The 17,187-nt window shown below is 66.9% G+C and carries 16 protein-coding genes; 10 read left to right on the top strand and 6 right to left on the bottom strand.

Annotated elements, in window-relative coordinates; all coding sequences use genetic code 11:
* Positions 1-131: 131 nt before the first annotated feature.
* The gene (locus ACQR1B_RS06855) at positions 132-2,462 is read left to right on the top strand and encodes a xanthine dehydrogenase family protein molybdopterin-binding subunit (RefSeq protein WP_434833110.1); all 2,331 of its coding nucleotides are present in this window, start codon (positions 132-134) and stop codon (positions 2,460-2,462) included.
* A 256-nt stretch (positions 2,463-2,718) separates the two neighbouring features.
* Here the strand turns inward: ACQR1B_RS06855 and ACQR1B_RS06850 are convergent, their stop codons facing one another.
* Positions 2,719-4,095 (bottom strand): sensor histidine kinase, encoded by a 1,377-nt coding sequence (locus tag ACQR1B_RS06850; protein ID WP_434833111.1) that lies wholly within the window; start codon positions 4,093-4,095, stop codon positions 2,719-2,721.
* The gene (locus ACQR1B_RS06845) at positions 4,070-4,735 is read right to left on the bottom strand and encodes a response regulator (RefSeq protein ID WP_434833112.1); all 666 of its coding nucleotides are present in this window, start codon (positions 4,733-4,735) and stop codon (positions 4,070-4,072) included. Before ACQR1B_RS06845 ends, ACQR1B_RS06850 begins: the two co-directional genes overlap by 26 nt.
* 119 nt (positions 4,736-4,854) lie before the next feature.
* On the opposite strand from ACQR1B_RS06845, the gene ACQR1B_RS06840 reads away from it, so the two are divergent.
* Genes ACQR1B_RS06840 through ACQR1B_RS06830 form a run of 3 tightly spaced genes read left to right on the top strand, consistent with a single transcriptional unit; the run spans position 4,855 to position 7,576 of the window.
* A complete protein-coding gene (locus ACQR1B_RS06840; RefSeq protein ID WP_434833113.1) occupies positions 4,855-5,634 on the top strand; it encodes an ABC transporter ATP-binding protein in 780 nt (259 codons plus the stop codon).
* 17 nt (positions 5,635-5,651) lie between these two features.
* The gene (locus ACQR1B_RS06835) at positions 5,652-6,518 is read left to right on the top strand and encodes an ABC transporter permease (protein WP_434833114.1); all 867 of its coding nucleotides are present in this window, start codon (positions 5,652-5,654) and stop codon (positions 6,516-6,518) included.
* A 41-nt stretch (positions 6,519-6,559) separates the two neighbouring features.
* On the top strand, positions 6,560-7,576 hold the full coding sequence (locus tag ACQR1B_RS06830; RefSeq protein WP_434833115.1) for an ABC transporter substrate-binding protein: 1,017 nt from the start codon (positions 6,560-6,562) through the stop codon (positions 7,574-7,576).
* Between the two features lie 5 nt (positions 7,577-7,581).
* On the opposite strand, the gene ACQR1B_RS06825 is transcribed toward ACQR1B_RS06830, so the two are convergent.
* Together ACQR1B_RS06825 and ACQR1B_RS06820 are read right to left on the bottom strand one after the other, a co-directional pair.
* Positions 7,582-8,934, bottom strand: coding sequence for a sensor histidine kinase (locus ACQR1B_RS06825; protein ID WP_434833116.1), 1,353 nt, complete (start codon positions 8,932-8,934; stop codon positions 7,582-7,584).
* A 3-nt stretch (positions 8,935-8,937) separates the two neighbouring features.
* Positions 8,938-9,639, bottom strand: coding sequence for a response regulator (locus tag ACQR1B_RS06820; protein WP_434833117.1), 702 nt, complete (start codon positions 9,637-9,639; stop codon positions 8,938-8,940).
* Positions 9,640-9,849: 210 nt separating this feature from the next.
* Here ACQR1B_RS06820 and ACQR1B_RS06815 point away from each other — a divergent pair, with 210 nt between their 5' ends.
* The 4 genes from ACQR1B_RS06815 (at position 9,850) to ACQR1B_RS06800 (ending at position 12,498) form a co-directional block, all read left to right on the top strand.
* Positions 9,850-10,119, top strand: coding sequence for a hypothetical protein (locus ACQR1B_RS06815; protein WP_434833140.1), 270 nt, complete (start codon positions 9,850-9,852; stop codon positions 10,117-10,119).
* A 343-nt stretch (positions 10,120-10,462) separates the two neighbouring features.
* Positions 10,463-11,074: a LemA family protein gene (locus ACQR1B_RS06810; protein ID WP_434833118.1), complete on the top strand. Its 612-nt coding sequence runs from the start codon at positions 10,463-10,465 to the stop codon at positions 11,072-11,074.
* Between the two features lie 75 nt (positions 11,075-11,149).
* Complete coding sequence (locus ACQR1B_RS06805) at positions 11,150-11,989, top strand: TPM domain-containing protein (RefSeq protein WP_434833141.1); 840 nt, start codon at positions 11,150-11,152, stop codon at positions 11,987-11,989.
* An 11-nt stretch (positions 11,990-12,000) separates the two neighbouring features.
* Entirely contained in the window at positions 12,001-12,498 is a 498-nt protein-coding gene (locus ACQR1B_RS06800; RefSeq protein ID WP_434833119.1) for a TPM domain-containing protein, read from the top strand.
* Between the two features lie 45 nt (positions 12,499-12,543).
* On the opposite strand, the gene ACQR1B_RS06795 is transcribed toward ACQR1B_RS06800, so the two are convergent.
* Positions 12,544-13,524 (bottom strand): helix-turn-helix transcriptional regulator, encoded by a 981-nt coding sequence (locus ACQR1B_RS06795; RefSeq protein WP_434833120.1) that lies wholly within the window; start codon positions 13,522-13,524, stop codon positions 12,544-12,546.
* 86 nt (positions 13,525-13,610) lie between these two features.
* Here ACQR1B_RS06795 and ACQR1B_RS06790 point away from each other — a divergent pair, with 86 nt between their 5' ends.
* Together ACQR1B_RS06790 and ACQR1B_RS06785 are read left to right on the top strand one after the other, a co-directional pair.
* Entirely contained in the window at positions 13,611-14,255 is a 645-nt protein-coding gene (locus ACQR1B_RS06790; RefSeq protein ID WP_434833121.1) for a glutathione S-transferase family protein, read from the top strand.
* 386 nt (positions 14,256-14,641) lie between these two features.
* Entirely contained in the window at positions 14,642-16,111 is a 1,470-nt protein-coding gene (locus ACQR1B_RS06785; protein WP_434833122.1) for a hypothetical protein, read from the top strand.
* A gap of 33 nt (positions 16,112-16,144) precedes the next feature.
* On the opposite strand, the gene ACQR1B_RS06780 is transcribed toward ACQR1B_RS06785, so the two are convergent.
* Positions 16,145-17,047, bottom strand: coding sequence for a tyrosine-type recombinase/integrase (locus ACQR1B_RS06780; RefSeq protein WP_434833123.1), 903 nt, complete (start codon positions 17,045-17,047; stop codon positions 16,145-16,147).
* Between the last annotated feature and the right edge of the window lie 140 nt (positions 17,048-17,187).

Genomic DNA, 17,187 nt, shown 5'->3' with positions numbered 1-17,187 from the left:
ATAATTGTCGCCGTCATGCCGGGGGCATGACGGTGCGGTATGACGCACCAGCACAATCGCGGCTTGGCCGGCAGAACGTCGATCCGCTAAAACCCTGCCCAATTCAATTTGAACTGACCTAAGGACTGACGATGAACATTCTTCCCAACAACATGCGGTTCGGGGCAGGCCAGCCCGTCAAGCGGCTGGAGGATCAGCGGCTGCTGACCGGGAAGGGGCAGTTCATCGACGACAAACCGGAAGACGGCGCGCTCTGGCTCACCGTGCTGCGCTCGCCGCATGCGCATGCCAAGATCGTATCGATCGACACCGCCGCCGCGCGCGAAATCCCCGGCGTCGAGGCGATCTATACCGGCGCGGATCTCGTCGCCGACGATGTCGGCACCATTCCGACGCTCGCGATCTTCAAGCGGCCCGACGGCAAGCCGATGACGGTGCCGCCGCGCCGGCTGCTGGCGCATGAGGTCGTCCGCTTCACCGGCGAGGCGGTGGCAGCCGTGGTCGCGACCTCGCGCACGATCGCGCAGGAAGCCGCCGAGGCCATCGCCGTGGACTACGAGGTGTTGCCGGCGGTGACTGATCCGGTCAAGGCGATCGAGCCGGGCGCGCCCGTGGTCTGGGCCGAGGCGCCGGACAACATCGTGGCCGCGATGAGCTATGGCGATGCCGCCAAGGTCGAAGCGGCCTTCGCCGGCGCTGCGCATAGAGTATCGCTCGACATCACGAGCCAGCGCCTGGTGCCGTCGGCGATGGAGCCGCGCTCGACCATTGCCGAGATCGAGAAGAAGACCGGCCGCCTTTTGGTGTACGTGCAGTCGCAGACGCCAGCTTCGACCCGCGACGTGCTGGCGGAGGCGGTGTTGAAGCGGCCCAAGGACAGCGTGCGCGTGCTCGTCGGCGACATCGGCGGCGGCTTCGGCCAGAAGACCAACCTCTATCCGGAGGACGGCATCGTCGCCTATGCCGCGACCAAGCTGTCGAAGAAGATCCGCTGGCGCGCCGAGCGCACCGACGAGTTCGTCGGCGGCACCCATGGCCGCGATCTCACCTCGACGGCCGAGTTCGCGCTCGATGCCAAGGGCAAGGTGCTGGCCTATCGCGTGCGTTCGATCGGCGCCACCGGCGCCTATTCGTCGGGCGCGGCCAACATCATCCCGCTGGTGCTCGGGCCGTTCGTGCAGACCGGCGTCTACGACCTGCCGCTGGTGCATTTCGAGGTGAAGACGGTCATGACGCACACCGCGCCGGTCGGTGCCTATCGCGGCGCCGGTCGTCCCGAGGCGGTGTTCATCGTCGAGCGCCTGTTCGACACCGCTGCGCGCCAGATCGGGATCGATCCGCGCACCATCCGGAAAGCGAACTACATCAAGCCGGCGCAGCTGCCCTACACCAACGCCGTCGGCCAGGTGTACGATTCCGGCGCCTTCGCCCACATGCTGGAGCGCGCGTCCAAGCTCGCCGACTGGGACGGCTTCAATGCGCGCAAGCGCGAGGCCAAGAAGCGCGGCATGCTCTACGGCCGCGGCCTCACCAGCTACATCGAATGGACCGGCGGCCGCGCCCACACCGAGAAGGTGTCGCTGCACGCGACCGCCGAGGGCCGTGTCATCCTGCATTCCGGCACCATGGCGATGGGGCAGGGGCTGCAGACCACCTACACCCAGATGATCTCCGACACGCTCGGCATCCCGCTCGACAAGATCGATGTCGTCCAGGGCGACACGGATCTCGCCACCGGCTTCGGCAGCGTCGGCTCGCGCTCGCTGTTTGTCGGCGGCACGGCGGTCGCGGTGTCGTCCAACGATCTCATCACCAAGGCGCGAGAGAAGGCATCGAACCTGCTGGAGACCGCGGTCGAGGACATCGAATATCGTGACGGTGTCCTGACGGTCGTCGGCACCGACCGCCGCATCAGCCTGTTCGAGATCGCCGGCAAGGAGACGCAGGCCAAGCTGTCGGTCGACAGCGAAGGCGAGGTCGACGGACCGAGCTGGCCGAACGGCACCCACGTTTGCGAGGTCGAGATCGATCCGGAGACCGGCATCAGCCGTGTGGTGCGCTACACCACGGTCGACGACGTCGGCATCGCCGTCAATCCGATGCTGGTCGCCGGCCAGATCCATGGCGGCGTCGCGCAGGGCATCGGCCAGGCGCTGTACGAGAACGTCGCCTATGATGCCGACGGCCAGCTCCTGACCGCGACCTATCAGGACTACTGCATCCCGCGCGCCGACGACGTTCCTCCAATCGTCGTCACGCTCGACGATTCAGCGCCGTGCAAGACCAATCCGCTCGGCGCCAAGGGCTGCGGCGAATCCGGCGCCATCGGCGGCCCGCCTTGCATCACCAACGGCGTGATGGACGCGCTGTTCGAGCTGGGGATCACCAACCTGCAGACGCCGCTGACGCCGGAGAAGGTGTGGACGGCGATCCGGGACGCGAAGGCCAAGAAGGCGGCGTGAGACTGACGGGCGGAGTAGGGCGCGCTGCTCGCCAAAGCGGCGGTACGCTCCCTCTCCCGTGCTTACGGGGAGAGGGCTGGGGTGAGGGGCAGCCGCACGAGAAGTGTGAGTTGTTAGTCCTTGTCTCGGCTTGCATTTGACGATGCAATTCTGGTGAGGGCTGGTCTCACTATGCGCACCGCCCGTGCGGCTGCCCCTCACCCCGACCCTCTCCCCGTGAAGAACGGGGAGAGGGAGCGCACTGCCGTTGGCCCGGCTACTTGCGTTCTAATGGCAACTCGATCATCACGCTGAAATCGCCCGCGCCGCCCACCAACCGTAAGCTTCCGCCATGGGCCTGCGCGACCTCGGCGGCGATCGCGAGGCCGAGGCCGGAGCCGCGGGAGGCGTCGCCCTTCTGGAACGGCGACAACGAGCGTTGTTGCGCGTCCGCCGCGATGCCCGGCCCGTCGTCCCAGACGACGATCGCGACCCGCGTTGCCGTTTTCTCCACCCGCACCATCAGTCGCGTCGTCGCTCCATGCACCAGCGCATTGTGGATGAGATTGGCGAGCGCCTCGCGCAGGCTGATCGCATCCGCGGCGATGCCGACGTCCTCCTCTGCCGGCACGAAGCTGACGGAGACCTCGCGGTCGAGCGACAGCGGTACGCTCTGCGACAGCACCGACTTTGCCAGCGAGTTGATGTCGGTCGCGGCAAGACGCGGCGTCTGGGCGCGGTGCTGGATCATGGCGTGATCGAGCAGCTGGCTGGTGAGGCGCGCGAGGTCCGCGATGCGGCCGCGCAGCTTGTCGAGTGCCCTCGGATCCCTGGTCTGATCGCTCAGCAGCTCGACCTCGGCGTCGATCGCCGCCAGCGGCGTGCGCAGCTGGTGCGTGGCGTCGGCGATGAAGCGCTGCATCAGCGTGATGCGCTCGGACAGGCGCCGCATGAAGCCGTCGATGGCGCCGACCAGCGCGCGGACCTCGCGCGGCGGCGTGATCGCGATCGGGCTGAGATCATCAGGCCGCCGCTTGACGATCTCGGCTTCGATCCGCGTCAGCGGCGCGAACACCAGCCGCAGGCACAATGCGGTGGCGACCAGCGCCAGCAGGCTCATCGCGGCGATAAGGCCGATCGCCTTGGAGGCGAGATCCCAGGTCAACGCGTCGCGAGCGCGCAAGGTCTGCGCGAGCACGATCTCGCTCCAGCCGTCGCCGGGCGCACTGTCGAGCCGGCGGGCCACCGCGGCGACGCGCACCGGCTGGTCGCGATAGACGCCGTCGCGCAGCACCACGCCCTCGCGCAGCGCGCTCTTGGGCGCCTTGATCGCGAGATCGTCATAGCCGGCCACGACCACGCCGCGCGGATCGGTGACGCGGTAGAATACGAGATCATAAGCCGACAACGTCGCGAACGCGGCGGCAGGCGGATCGAGCGTCACCACGCCGCCCTGCATGTAGATGTTCTCGGCGATCTGCACGGCGCCGCCGGCGAGCAGCTTGTCATAGGCGTCGCGCGCGGCGGTGGCGGCGTATTGCCAAGCGGCGAGGCTGAGCACGATCGCGCCCACGGCCAGGATCGCGCCGATCGCGATCAGCAGCCGCGCGCGCAGCGAGGTCCTGGTGTCACGAAGCGTGGAGCTGATAGCCAAGGCCGCGCTCGGTCTTGATCTCGACGGACGTCGCCGCCAGCTTGCGCCTGAGACGCGCAACGAACTGCTCGACCGCGTTCGGGCTCGGGTCCTGGTCGAAGCTGAACAGCTGCTCGACCAGCTCGTCCTTGGCGACGTAGCGCCCGGGACGCGCGGCGAGAATTTCCAGCACGGTCAGCTCGCGCCGGGTCAGATCGAGCGGCTGCCCGGCGACGCTCGCGGTGCGGCCGGCACGGTCGATCACCAGCGGCCCGAGTGTCAGCAGATTGTCGGACTGTCCGGCCGCCCGGCGCAGCAACGCGCGGGCGCGCGCCTCCAGCTCGCGATAGTCGAACGGCTTGACGAGGTAATCGTCCGCGCCGAGGTCGAGCGCGCCGATGCGGTCGTCGACCGCGGAACGCGCGGTCAGCACCAGCACCGGCGTGCGTAGGCCGCGCTTGCGCAGATGCTTGAGCACGGCGAAGCCATCCATGTTGGGCAGCATCACGTCGAGCACGATCAGGTCATAGGTCTGTACCTCGATCAGCTCGCTCGCGGTGCGGCCGTCCTTCTCCCAGTCGACGGCATAGCCGATCCGTTCGAACCGGCTGGTCACGGCGGCGCCGATCTCGGGCGTGTCTTCCACCAGCAGGATGCGCAAGGTCTTAGGTCCGTCTCGGAGTCAGGTTCGCGTCAGTCTCCTCCTCTATCACTTCGAATAAGGGCGCCGAAGTGCACCGAGCGAAATTTCGCACTGCAACATGAAAGAGGGGAGGACACATGACCGTCCATCAAGCACCATCTCAGTTCGAGCCGCTGCTCTCCGTCGAGGGCGTGACGCTGCAGTACAAGACACCGGACACTCTGGTCACGGCGACCTATCGCGTCGACTTCAAGGTGTTCGATTCCGACCGGTTCGTGCTGCTCGGCCCCTCCGGCTGCGGCAAATCCACCCTTCTCAAGGCGATCGGCGGCTATCTGAAGCCGACCGAGGGCCGCATCCGGCTCAAGGGCCACGAGGTCACCGAGCCCGGCCCGGACCGCATGATGGTGTTCCAGGAATTCGACCAGCTGCTGCCGTGGAAGACGGTGCGTGAGAACGTCGTGTTCGCGCTGACCGCCAGCGGTCGGCTCGGTACGGCGGAAGCCAACGAGCGCGCCAGATCCTATATCGACAAGGTCGGCCTCACCAAGTTCATCGACTCCTATCCGCACATGCTGTCGGGCGGCATGAAGCAGCGCGTCGCGATCGCCAGGGGCATGGCGATGGAGCCGGACGTGCTCTTGATGGACGAGCCGTTCGCGGCCCTGGACGCGCTGACCCGGCGCAAGATGCAGGACGAACTCTTGCAGCTCTGGCAGGACACCCGCTTCACCGTGCTGTTCGTGACGCATTCGATCGAGGAGGCGATCAAGATCGGCTCGCGCATCCTGCTGCTGTCGCCGCATCCGGGCCGCGTCCGCGCCGAGCTCAACAGCGTGCCGCCTGGCACGATGGGCTCGCCCGAGCAGGTCGCCCTCGAAGGGCGCATCAACGACATGCTGTTCGGCCACCATTGAGACACGAGGAGAGCATCATGAGCGAGACGCTGGCGCTGCGCCCCGAAATCGTCAATGCAGACACGCCCCTCGGCGACATCGAGGTCGAGGCGAGCCTGTCGATCATCGAACGCATCTACCACATCGGTGCGGTCCGCAAGGCCATCATCCTGGTGTCGCTGGCCGCGCTGTGGCAGGCCTATGGAATGTGGCTCGGCAATCCCCTGCTGTTTCCGACCTTCACCGACACGCTCTCCGCGTTCTTCGAGAACATCGGCAACGGCGTGATCCCGGCGCGCACCCTGGTGTCGCTGGAGACGCTGCTGATCGGCTATGGCGTCGGCATCGCCTTGGCCGCAGTGCTGACCACGATCGCGATCGGATCACGGATCGGCGCAGACATGCTGGAAGCGCTGACCTCGATGTTCAACCCGCTGCCGGCGATCGCATTGTTGCCGCTGGCGCTGATCTGGTTCGGGCTCGGCAAAGGCAGCATCATCTTCGTGCTGGTGCATTCGGTGCTGTGGGCGATTGCGCTGAACACGCATTCCGGCTTCCGTTCCGTGTCCAACACCTTGCGCATGGTCGGCCTGAATTACGGCCTGCGCGGGCTGAAGCTGGTGCGCTTCATCCTGATCCCCGCCGCATTCCCGGCCATTCTCACCGGCCTCAAGGTCGGCTGGGCCTTCGCCTGGCGCACCCTGATCGCGGCCGAGCTGGTGTTCGGCGTGTCCTCGGGCTCCGGCGGACTCGGCTGGTTCATCTTCGAGAACCGCAACCAGCTCGAGACGGCCAACGTGTTCGCCGGCCTGTTCACGGTGATCATGATCGGTCTCGTGATCGAGAACGTCGTGTTCGCCACGATCGAGCGCAAGACGGTGCGGCGCTGGGGCATGCAGCACTGATTTCGGCTATAAGCAAAACAACAAGGGATAAGGAGACGAACATGTCCTGGAGCAAATCATTCGCCGTCGCCGCGCTCGGCCTCGCCGCGCTGCTCGGTGCCACCAATGCATCGCAGGCCGAAGTCAAGGAGATCCGCCTCTCCAAGGGCTACGGCATTCTCTATCTGCCGCTGATCGTGATGGAGGATCAGAAGCTGCTGGAGAAGCAGGCGGAGAAGGCCGGCCTCGGTGCGCTCAAGGTGAGCTGGCTGCTGCTCGACGGCGGCAACATCATCAACGACTCGATGATGGCCGGCTCGCTCGACATCGCCGGCACCGGCGCGCCCGGCTTCATCACCCTGTGGGCCAAGGCCAAGGGCATTCCGGCGGTGGAGGTGGTCGGCGTCAGCGGGCTCTCCTCGACATCGCTGTGGATGAACAGCAACAACCCCGACATCAAGTCGCTGAAGGATTTCAAGCCGAGCGACAAGATCGCGCTGCCCGGCATCAAGACCTCGCTGTCGGCGGTGATGCTGCAGATGATGGCCGCGCACGAATTCGGCAAGGAGAACTACGCCAAGCTCGATCCGATGACCGTCGGCCTGCCGCATCCGGAGGCGGTGGCGGCGCTGATCTCGGGCAAGACCGAGATCACGGCCCACTTCACCTCGCCGCCGTTCTCCTACATCGAGCTGAAGGATTCCAAGATCCATCGCGTGGCCAATTCGGCCGACGTGCTCGGACGGCTGACGATGGACGTCGTGTTCGCGCCCAAGCGCTTCGTCGACGCCAATCCGAAGGTCGTTCAGGCCTTCCTCGATGCGCTCGACGAAGCCTGCACCTTGATCGCCAACGACAAGGCCGCCGCCGCCGAGATCTACGCCCGCACCGCCAAGGTCAAGACGACCAAGGAGGAGGTGCTGGAGATGCTGCAGGACAAGGACACCTGGTTTTCCGCGACGCCCGAGGGCGTGCTGAAGATCGCCGAGTTCATGCACGGCGTCGGCTCGATCAAGGTCAAGCCGGCGAACTGGCAGGACATGTTCGTCACCCAGCTGCGCGACCGCAAGGGCAGCTGATACGTCTAGCCGGCCTGCGGAAACGCGATACGGACCCGCAGGCCACCTTCAGGCGATTGCGACAGATCGAGGCTGGCACCGTGGGCGTCGGCGATCTGCTTGACGATGGCCAGTCCCAGCCCGCTGCCGCCGGTGCTGCGGCTGCGCGAGTTCTCCAGCCGGAAGAACGGCTCGAACACCGCGCTGCGCGCCTCCGCGGGAATTCCAGGGCCGTCGTCGTCGATGGCGATCACCACGCCGCTGTCGGGCAGCAGTCGCACGGTGCAGCGTGTCGCGAAGCGCAGCGCATTCTCGATCAGGTTGATGAACAGGCGCCGCAGCGCCGTCGGCTCGGCGAGGATGGTCAGCGGCATATGGCCGAGCTCGGCGCGGATCGGCGCTCCGCCTTGCCGCCGGTCCTCCACGATCTCCGTGAGCAGCGCGGCGACATCGACCGGCTGCCGCTGGATCGCCGCGAAGCCGCCGCGCGAGACGGCCAGCGCGTCCTCCAACAGGCGCGTCATCTCATCCAGATCGGCGGCGGCCTTGTCGCGCTGTTCCGGCTCGGGCAGGCGCTCGACGCGCAGCCGCAGCCGCGTGATGTAGGTCTTGAGATCGTGCGATACCGCGCCGAGCAAGAGTGTGCGGCCACGCACCAGCTCGGAGATGCGGGTCTGCATGTCGTTGACCGCTGAAATCAGCCTGCGGATCTCCGGCGCGCCGGCCGGCTTGACATGAGCGACGGTGGCATCGCTGCTGAACTGGCCGAGCGACTGGCTGAGCTGGCGCAAGGGGCGCGCCTCGCGCGCGATCGCGATCACGGCGGCGATGCCGATCAGGGCGCCGAGCAGACCGACGCCGAAGCCGGGCGGCAGTCCGAGCAGGCGCGGACCTGCGGCGCCGGTGGCTTCGAACACGACGTAGCCGCGCTCACGCAGCGACACCGCGAAACGCACCGAGCGGCTGATGTTGCGCCAGTTGTCGCCGAGATGCCAGTCGCGCAAGCGCGGCAGTCCGTTGCGGGGCCTCAGGACGATCACGTCACGCGGCTGCAACGACTGCAGATACAGCGTCAGGAAACGTTCGGCGAGCGGGCGGCGCATGGTCTCGGCGGACGCCTCCGGGCGCTCTTGCGCCAGCGTGACCTGAAGCCTCGCGGAGCTGACCGCCTTGAGGATCAGCGGGCGCTCGGCAGGCTGGGCGCCTTCGATCAGCTGGACGATGGCGCTGACCTGCTCCGGCACCGGAAACACTCGCCTGAGGATTTCCTCGCGCGATTCGCTCAGGAACAGCCAGCCGAGGCCGGCCGCCCACAGCGCGATCAGTGCGAACAGCACGATGGCCATCAGCCGGCCGGCGAAGCCGAGACGCCCGAGCACGCCTCACAGCTCCTTGACGGAGCCGGTGAAGACGTAGCCGGCGCTGCGCACGGTCTTGATCAGCTCGCCCTCGCGCTCGATCTTCTTGCGCAGCCGGCTGACCTGCACGTCGATGGTGCGGTCGAGCGGATCGGCCTGCCGGCCGCGGGTCCAGTCCATCAGCTGTTCGCGCGACAGCACGCGGTTGGGGCGTGTCAGGAAGCAGCCGAGCAGCTCGAATTCGGCGCTGGTGAGCGGCAGCGGGCCTTCCTCCGCATGCGAGATTTCGCGCTTGTCGAGATCGACCGTGAGCCTGGTGTTGACGACGAAGCGGCGGTTCTCCAGCGGCACCGGCTCGGCACGGCGCAGGATGGCGCGGATGCGCGCCACCAGCTCGCGCGGGCTGAACGGCTTCGGCAGATAGTCGTCGGCGCCCATCTCGAGCCCGACGATGCGGTCGATCTCGTCGCCCTTGGCGGTCAGCATCAGGATCGGCAGCCGCGAGGCCGCGCGCAAGCGGCGGCAGATCGAAAGGCCGTCCTCGCCCGGCATCATGATGTCGAGCACGACGAGGTCAGGATCGCCGAAGGTGCTGCGGAACCGGTCGAGCGCCGCGCCGCCGTCGCCGACGTCGACGCGAAAACCCTCGCGCGCGAGATGGTCGCGGAGCAGGCTGCGGATTTCGATGTCGTCCTCGATGATCAGGATATGGGGGCGGGTGTCCATGCCGACAGCTTAAGAACAGGGCGCCGAACTCGGCAAGCCTGGCCGGAAGATCGTTACAAAACGTTACACCGGCGCTGTTTCCTGCAAACCGCCCGCAAACTTGATGGGCGAGGCTCTGCCGACGCCATGAGGCGGTGCAGATGTGTAGAGGAGAGACAGATGGCTTCAGTTCGGACCGCAATCGGGGCCGCGGCAATCGCCGCGATGATGATGGCGCTGAGCGCCTCCGGCGCGCAGGCCTGGACGCGCGCGGGCGGCGGCGTCGGTCCGCGCGGCGGCACGTGGTCGTCGTCCGCCTCGGCCGGCTGTGCCGGCGGCAGCTGCAGCCGCAGCCACAGCCGCACCTACACTGGTCCGCGCGGCGGTGTCGTCAGCAACAGCGGCCAGACGACCTGCGCCGGCGGCAGCTGCACCCATACCGGCACGACCACCGGCCCGTATGGCGGCACCGTCAGCCGCAGCAGCACCTATACGCGCTAGCGGCGATCGAGACCGGCTCCGCGAGTTTCGCGGAGCCGGCCGGCGCCGCGCGCCATTTCCGACGGAGTCCCGATGCGCAAGATCTATCGCCCGTCGCTGGCGACCGCGCTCGCCACGGCGCTCGCTTTCGCGGCCGCGTTGGTCGCGACCGGACCTGCGGCGCGATCCTGATCGCCCGATCGGCTGGTCGGGTCATTCGCCGAGATGCCAGCGGCCGTGCGGCCGACATTCTCCGCGCCGCCTTTCATTTTGCCGCGATGTCCACTATCTGACCCTTCGAAGGTCCATTCCGCGCGTGCAACGATGCTGCGCAGGCGGTCGGCCGATGACGGGGGAGATTGCGATGCGGAGATTGCTGACCGTGCTGGCGGCGCTCATGACGCTGAGCCTGACCAATTGCGGCTACAATGCCATCCAGACCAATGACGAGCAGGTCAAGGCGGCCTGGTCCGAAGTGGTCAACCAGTATCAGCGCCGCGCCGATCTGGTTCCCAACCTGGTCAACAGCGTCAAGGGCTTTGCCCAGCAGGAGAAGGACGTGCTGCTCGGCGTCACCAACGCCCGCGCCAAGGTCGGCGGCGTGCAGGCCACGCCCGACGTCGTCAACGATCCCGCCGCGCTGCAGAAGTTCCAGGCGGCCCAGAGCGAGCTGACCGGCGCGCTGTCGCGGCTCCTCGTCGTGACCGAGAACTATCCGCAGCTGAAATCCGATGCGCTGTTCCGCGACCTGATGTCCCAGCTCGAAGGCACCGAGAACCGCATCACCGTGGCGCGCAACCGCTACATCAAGTCGGTGCAGGACTACAACGTCGGCATCCGCACCTTCCCGAACAACCTCACCGCGATGGCGTTCGGCTACAAGGAGAAGGCCAACTTCACGGTCGACAACGAGCGCGAGATCTCGGTCGCGCCGAAGGTCGACTTCAACGCGCCGTCGCCTGCGCCCGCCAAATAGCCGGAGCATCCGATCTTGCGCGTGCGCTCGGTCGTCAAGGCGCTGCTTGCGACGCTGCTCGTCTGCCTCGCCACGATGGTGCTGGCCGACGTCGCGGTGCCGCAACTGACCGGCCGCGTCGTCGACCAGACCGGCACCCTGTCGTCGTCCGACATCGCGGGCCTGACCCAGAAGCTGAAGGATCTGGAGACCCGCAAGGGCAGCCAGGTCGCGGTGCTGATCGTGCCGACGACGCAGCCGGAGACGATCGAACAGTTCTCGATCCGTGTTGCGGAGGCCTGGAAGATCGGACGCAAGAAGGTCGATGACGGCGCGCTGCTGGTGGTCGCCAAGAACGACCGCAAGCTGCGCATCGAGGTCGGCTACGGACTCGAAGGCAGCCTCACCGACGTCACCGCGCGCCGCATCATCGACGAGGTCATCACGCCGAAATTCCGCAGCGGCGATTTTGCCGGCGGCATCGCCGCGGGACTCGACCGCATCATCGCCGTGATCAACGGTGAGAGCCTGCCGGTGCCGCAGCCGCAGGCGTCGCATGGCACGGATCTCGACTTCGATTCCATCACGTCGTTCGCGCCGGTGGCGCTGTTCGGCGCGCTGGTGATCGGCGGCATCCTGCGCAGCTTGCTCGGCCGCCTGATCGGCTCGCTCGCGACCGGCGGCGCGATGGGTGTGATCGCCTGGCTGCTGATCGGCTCAATGGGGCTCGCGGCGCTGTCGGCCATTGGCGGCTTCGTGATCGCCTTCATCGCCGACAGCTTCGCCGGGATGAATACGCCGGGCAGTGGCCGCCGCGGCGGCTGGTCGAGCGGCTCGTCGTCGTCAGGCTGGAGCAGCGGCAGCTCGAGCGACAGCGGCAGCTTCTCCGGCGGCGGCGGCAGTTTTGGCGGCGGCGGCGCCTCGGGCAGCTGGTGAGGGGAGCGCGCATGGGCATCCGACGGATCGGCCGGCATCTGCTGCATCATCCCTGGCAGTCGAAGCGGATCTTCACGCCCGCCGTGCTGGCGCGCATCGAGCAGGCGATCAAGGCGAGCGAGCAGACCCATGCCGGCCAGGTCCGTTTCGTCGTCGAAGGCGCGCTCGATGGCCGGCCGCTGTGGCGCAACCAGCCGCCGCGCGAGCGTGCGCTCGACGTGTTCTCGCACCTGCGCATCTGGGACACCGCACACAACAACGGCGTCCTGATTTATTTGCTGCTCGCCGATCGCGACGTCGAGATCATCGCCGACCGCGGCATCCACGACCGCGTCGGCGCCGCGGGCTGGGAGACGATCTGCCGGGCGATGGAAGCGGAGTTTCGCGCAGGTCGTTTCGAGCAGGGCGTCATGTACGGCATTGCCGCGGTGTCACGCGAACTCGCAAGACATTATCCGCCGCACGCCGGCGAGCCGAACGAGCTGCCGGACGCGCCGGTGGTGATGTAGCTCGTCGTCCAATCCTGCGAGCCCGAATGCAGGAGTTGTTTGTAATTACATCGTCGTCGCAGAGCCGCCGTATCGTTTCGCCATGTCCCGCGCCAGCTCGGCCATCTTCGCCCGCAGCTCGGGCGGATCGAGCACTTCGGCCTCGGGCCCGAAGCGCAGCAGGTCGCCGGCCGCGTGCCACAGCGTCGTGCCGACCGGAATGGTGGCGATGCGCCAGCCCTCGGCATCGGCTTCGTCGGCGAGGCGCGTGCGTGCCCGCACATAGGGCTGGCTCGTCACCTCCAGCAGTCTCACGCCGAGGGGAGACAGCCGCACCGTCGCCGTCTTCGGATGCAGCTCCGCTTCCAGCCGCTCGGTCGCCGCCCGCCAATGCGCGGCGAGATCGAATTCCGCCGGCCGCGCGAACGTCGCGTCCGTCACGGCGCAGTCGAGAATGCGCGCGACCCGATAGGTGCGCACGCTGCGCTCGACCTGGCCTGCGAGATACCAGTTGCCGCCCTTGAGCACGAGGCCGAGCGGCGCGACGCGGCGGCGCGTCTCGGCGCGCCAGCTCTGGTAGCGGATGTCGACCAGGCGGTCGGCGAGCAGCGCGTCGGCGATGGCGCGCAGATGCCGCGGCTCCTCGGCCTCGCCGAACCAGCCGGGCGCATCGAGATAAAAGCGCGCCTGCATGCGGCCGGCATCGGCGCGCAGGCTCTGCGGCAGCGCCGCGACCAGCTTGGTCTGCGCCGCATTCATGGCGTCGAGGCCGAGCGCCGCGGCAGGGCCGGGCAGGCCGGCCATGAACAGCGCGTCGGTCTCCGCCGGCGACAGCCCGTTGAGGCGCACGCGATAGCCGTCGAGCAGACGGAATCCGCCCTCCGCCCCGCGCTCGGCATAGACGGGGATGCCGGCCGCGGCGAGCGCATCGATGTCACGATAGATCGTGCGCACCGAGACTTCGCAGGCCTCGGCCAGTTCGGGCGCGGTGGCCTGCCCCCTGGCCTGCAAGGTGGTGAGAATGGACAGCAGCCGGCTCGCGCGCATGCGCCCTTAAACCATACCTGACATGGGTTGTCAGGTATGCTGTGCGACAAGTCCGGCAGCGCAGCCGGCAACAGGAGGACACCATCATGACCGCCGACGACAGGATCACGCTGTATTATTCGCCGCAGACCCGGGCCACCGGCTCCCGCGTGCTGCTCGAGGAACTCGGCGCACCCTATGATCTGCATATCCTCAACATGAAGGCCGGCGAGCAGCGCAAGCCGGCGTTTCTCGCCGTTAATCCGCTCGGCAAGGTGCCGACGGTTCGTCATCGCGGCCAGATCGTGACCGAGCAGGTCGCGATCTTCATCTATCTCGCCGATCTGTTTCCGCAGGCCGGACTGACGCCGACGCTCGACGATCCCCTGCGCGGGCCGTATCTGCGTTGGATCGCCTATTGCGGCTCGTCGTTCGAGCCCGCGGTGATCGACCGCTTCATGAAGCGCGAGCCGGCTCCCGTCACGCAGTCGCCCTATGCCGACTACGACACGATGCTGGATGCGCTGGAACAGCAACTCGCCAAGGGCCCTTATCTGCTCGGCGAGCGCATGACCGCCGCCGACATCCTCTGCGGCATCGCCCTGAACTGGACGATGACGTTCGGCATCGTGCCGCGCAGGGACGTGTTCACGCGCTATGCCGAGCGCATCACCTCGCGTCCGGCGTTCCAGCGCGTCACCGCCGCGGATGCCGAGCTGGCGGCGCTGCACGGGGCAGCCGCGGGCGGCTGAGCGTCGCTGCCGGAAAGCCGAACCGGCCCCGCCATTGGCGGGGCCGCGCTCACGCAACGATCGGCTCATTCAGCCGCGGCCAGGAATTTTTCCGCCGCCCGCGCTGTGGCCTTTTCGGCCTGGGCTCGCGCACATGGGTCCGAATGACAGCCGGCATTGTCAGCGGCACCGAGCGCGACGGACTTCGTGAATCGATGGGACGCCGGCAGCGGATGTCGCCCATTAACCGGGTCTTCAGCACATTTCCCCTACCGGGGTGTTGATTCTCCGTAGTTTAACGGTATTTTAGCGCGCCTGCCGCACATACCGAACGACCTCCGTCGCGGGTGGACCTCGGCATTCCCCGCCGATTTCACCGATCACCGTCTTGCAACCGAAACATCCCGATGTCGCTCGTCGTTGCCAATCGCGTGACCAGCGTCCGAATGACGCCAGCCCTGCTGCATCTCGGCGTCGGCGCGGGGATGTTTCTGTTCCTGTTCGTCATCGGCGACCGTCTGCTGCACGACTCCGATACATACTGGCACGTCAAGATCGGGCAGTGGATCATCGATCACGCCGCAATGCCGTATTCGGACAGCTATTCGTTCACGCGCGCCGGCAGCCCCTGGATGTCGAACGCCTGGCTGTCGCAGGTCCTGTTCGCTGCGGCCTATTCGGTTGCCGGCTGGGCCGGCCCGGTGGCGCTGGCTGCGCTCGCCGTGGCCGCGGCTCTGGTGATCTTTCTCAACCTGATCGAATCCTGTTTCGAACCGGTCCATCGCGTTCTTCTGGCGCTGCTGGCGTTCGCGGTGGCGTCACCCCATCTGCTCGCGCGGCCGCACGTGCTGGCGCTGCCGGTCATGGTGGGATGGGCCGGCGGATTGATCCGGGCCGTCGACCAGCGCTCGCCGCCGCCTTGGGTCCTGCTGCCGCTGATGGTGCTCTGGGCCAACCTGCACGGCGGCTTCGTGCTGGGCCTCGCCCTGATTGCGCCGATCGCTTTGGAGGCGCTCTGGCAGAGCGGGGACGGGCAGCGCATCGCCGTCGCGAAACAATGGAGCCTGTTCGCGATTGCCGCGCTGCTCGCAAGCTGCTGCACGCCCTATCTCCACAACACGCTGATTGCCGCCGCGAACATCCTGAGCCTCGGACCGGTCCTGTCGATGGTGTCCGAATGGCGGCCGGCCGACTTCAGCAGCATTGGCGCGTTCGAGGTCGCGTTGCTCGGCCTGATCGGACTGGCCCTGTCTCGTGGTGTCGTGCTGTCGCTGCCGCGCATCGCTCTGCTGTTGCTGGTGACGCACATGGCCTTGTCGCATGTCCGATGCGTCGAGGTGTTCGCGTTTCTGGCCCCGTTGGCGATCGCGGGGCCGTTCAGGGACCGGGCTGCTGCTCCCAGCTATCAGGCCGAGCGGGCCGAGCCCGCAGCTTCGTGGCTCGTCTCGATGCCGGCGGCGCTCGCCGTCATCGGCGGCGCGCTGGCCCTGTCCGTGGCCTACGGGGCGCATCGTGATTTCGTCCCCGACAGGACACAGGCGCCGGCGGCGGCGCTCGACGCGCTGCGGCAGCACCGGGCCACGCGCATCTACAACGACTATCAATTCGGCGGCTTCCTGATCGCCAACGATGTCCCGACCTTCATCGATAGCCGCGCCGAGCTCTACGGCCAGCACTTCATGATGAAATATCTCCGCGCGGCCGAAGGCCGCAGTCGCGATGAGGTCGCAGGCCTGCTCGACGCATTCCAGATCGACGGCACGCTCCTTACGCCGGAGCAACCCGCCGTGCAGCTCCTGGACCGGATGCCGGGCTGGACCAGGCTCCATGCTGACGACGTCGCCGTCGCGCACGTCCGTGTGAGCCCGGCGAAGTAGCGTCAAGGCGCTGTCGTCTTTGGATATGGACGCTCAAGCAGCGAGACATCCGAGCACGTCTGCTCGCTCGAGCGTGGACCTCAGTGCTTCGTCCGATACATGGGTATAAATCTCGGTGGTCGCGATACTCGAATGACCGAGCAGCCGTTGAACGAACCGGATGTCCACGCCGCGCTCCATCAAGAGCGTTGCAGCAGTGTGCCTGAGCATATGCGGTGTAACCCGGCGCCCGTTCTTCTGCTCGTATTGACGGCGCAGCACGAGCCGCATCGATTGAGGTCTCAGGGCCGCACCTCGGCGGTTGAGAAACAGATTTCCGGCGACACGTCCGTTCTCGCGATGCCATGCCAAGAGCGCAAGGAGATCGGCGCGAAGCGGGAGGTCCGATATGTAGACCATCCGCTCCCGCGCGCCCTTTCCGTAGATGCGGATAGCACCGCCATCGGCCACCACGTCCTGAACCGATATTCGGCACAGCTCGCCAACCCGAATTCCCGTCGCGATCATCAATCGTGCTGCGACAAACGTGTGGGAGGCCTTGGCGCTTCCTGACTTGGGGAGGGGAAAGCTCGCCAGAAGCATCGACACCTCGGGCCGGGACAGGGATCGCGGGAGCCTCTTACGCTTTGGAAGCTGGAGCTGCCATTTCGCAAAGGGATCAGTAAGGCGTCCAGCCTTGGCCAACCGCCTCGTGAACGCCCGCAGACATGCAAACCGGCGCCGAACCGTTCCGAGCGCGAGCTTCCTGCGCTCGAGCAGATCGACGAGATATCCCGCGAGCGTGTCTTCGTTGATTGAACAGACCAGCGGATCTTCTCGCAGGAACCGGCTGAACTCCTCGAGGTCTGCCGTGTACGCCTCGATCGTATGCGGGGAGAGCTGTCTTTCGACGGCGCAGTATCGCAGAAATTCCTCCACCGCATTGCTGACGCGCATGACATCCCTCCAACCCTCGCACCGTACTTCCCGGTTCGAGACGACGTCAGCGCCGTAGGGTTGTACCGGCCGGGTTGGTTAATGGCAGGGACGCGATCCCGGCGATCGCGTCTCTGAGACGGCACATAACTCGGAATTAT

Origin of the sequence: Bradyrhizobium oligotrophicum (genome assembly GCF_051168495.1) — a bacterium.
Classification (GTDB): Bacteria; Pseudomonadota; Alphaproteobacteria; order Rhizobiales; family Xanthobacteraceae; genus Bradyrhizobium; species Bradyrhizobium oligotrophicum_A.
Note: the sequence above shows the minus strand (reverse complement) of the source record. Positions and strands in the feature narration are given on the sequence as shown.

Excerpts from the sequence above, each read along its gene's own strand:
- ACQR1B_RS06855 (WP_434833110.1), top strand. The coding sequence starts at position 132 with ATGAACATTCTTCCCAACAACATGCGGTTCGGGGCAGGCCAGCCCGTC.
- ACQR1B_RS06810 (WP_434833118.1), top strand. The coding sequence starts at position 10,463 with ATGCGGAGATTGCTGACCGTGCTGGCGGCGCTCATGACGCTGAGCCTG.
- ACQR1B_RS06785 (WP_434833122.1), top strand. The coding sequence starts at position 14,642 with ATGTCGCTCGTCGTTGCCAATCGCGTGACCAGCGTCCGAATGACGCCA.
- ACQR1B_RS06795 (WP_434833120.1), bottom strand. The coding sequence starts at position 13,524 with ATGCGCGCGAGCCGGCTGCTGTCCATTCTCACCACCTTGCAGGCCAGG.
- ACQR1B_RS06780 (WP_434833123.1), bottom strand. The coding sequence starts at position 17,047 with ATGCGCGTCAGCAATGCGGTGGAGGAATTTCTGCGATACTGCGCCGTC.
- ACQR1B_RS06800 (WP_434833119.1), top strand. The coding sequence starts at position 12,001 with ATGGGCATCCGACGGATCGGCCGGCATCTGCTGCATCATCCCTGGCAG.
- ACQR1B_RS06835 (WP_434833114.1), top strand. The coding sequence starts at position 5,652 with ATGAGCGAGACGCTGGCGCTGCGCCCCGAAATCGTCAATGCAGACACG.
- ACQR1B_RS06840 (WP_434833113.1), top strand. The coding sequence starts at position 4,855 with ATGACCGTCCATCAAGCACCATCTCAGTTCGAGCCGCTGCTCTCCGTC.
- ACQR1B_RS06815 (WP_434833140.1), top strand. The coding sequence starts at position 9,850 with ATGGCGCTGAGCGCCTCCGGCGCGCAGGCCTGGACGCGCGCGGGCGGC.
- ACQR1B_RS06830 (WP_434833115.1), top strand. The coding sequence starts at position 6,560 with ATGTCCTGGAGCAAATCATTCGCCGTCGCCGCGCTCGGCCTCGCCGCG.
- ACQR1B_RS06790 (WP_434833121.1), top strand. The coding sequence starts at position 13,611 with ATGACCGCCGACGACAGGATCACGCTGTATTATTCGCCGCAGACCCGG.
- ACQR1B_RS06820 (WP_434833117.1), bottom strand. The coding sequence starts at position 9,639 with ATGGACACCCGCCCCCATATCCTGATCATCGAGGACGACATCGAAATC.
- ACQR1B_RS06805 (WP_434833141.1), top strand. The coding sequence starts at position 11,150 with ATGGTGCTGGCCGACGTCGCGGTGCCGCAACTGACCGGCCGCGTCGTC.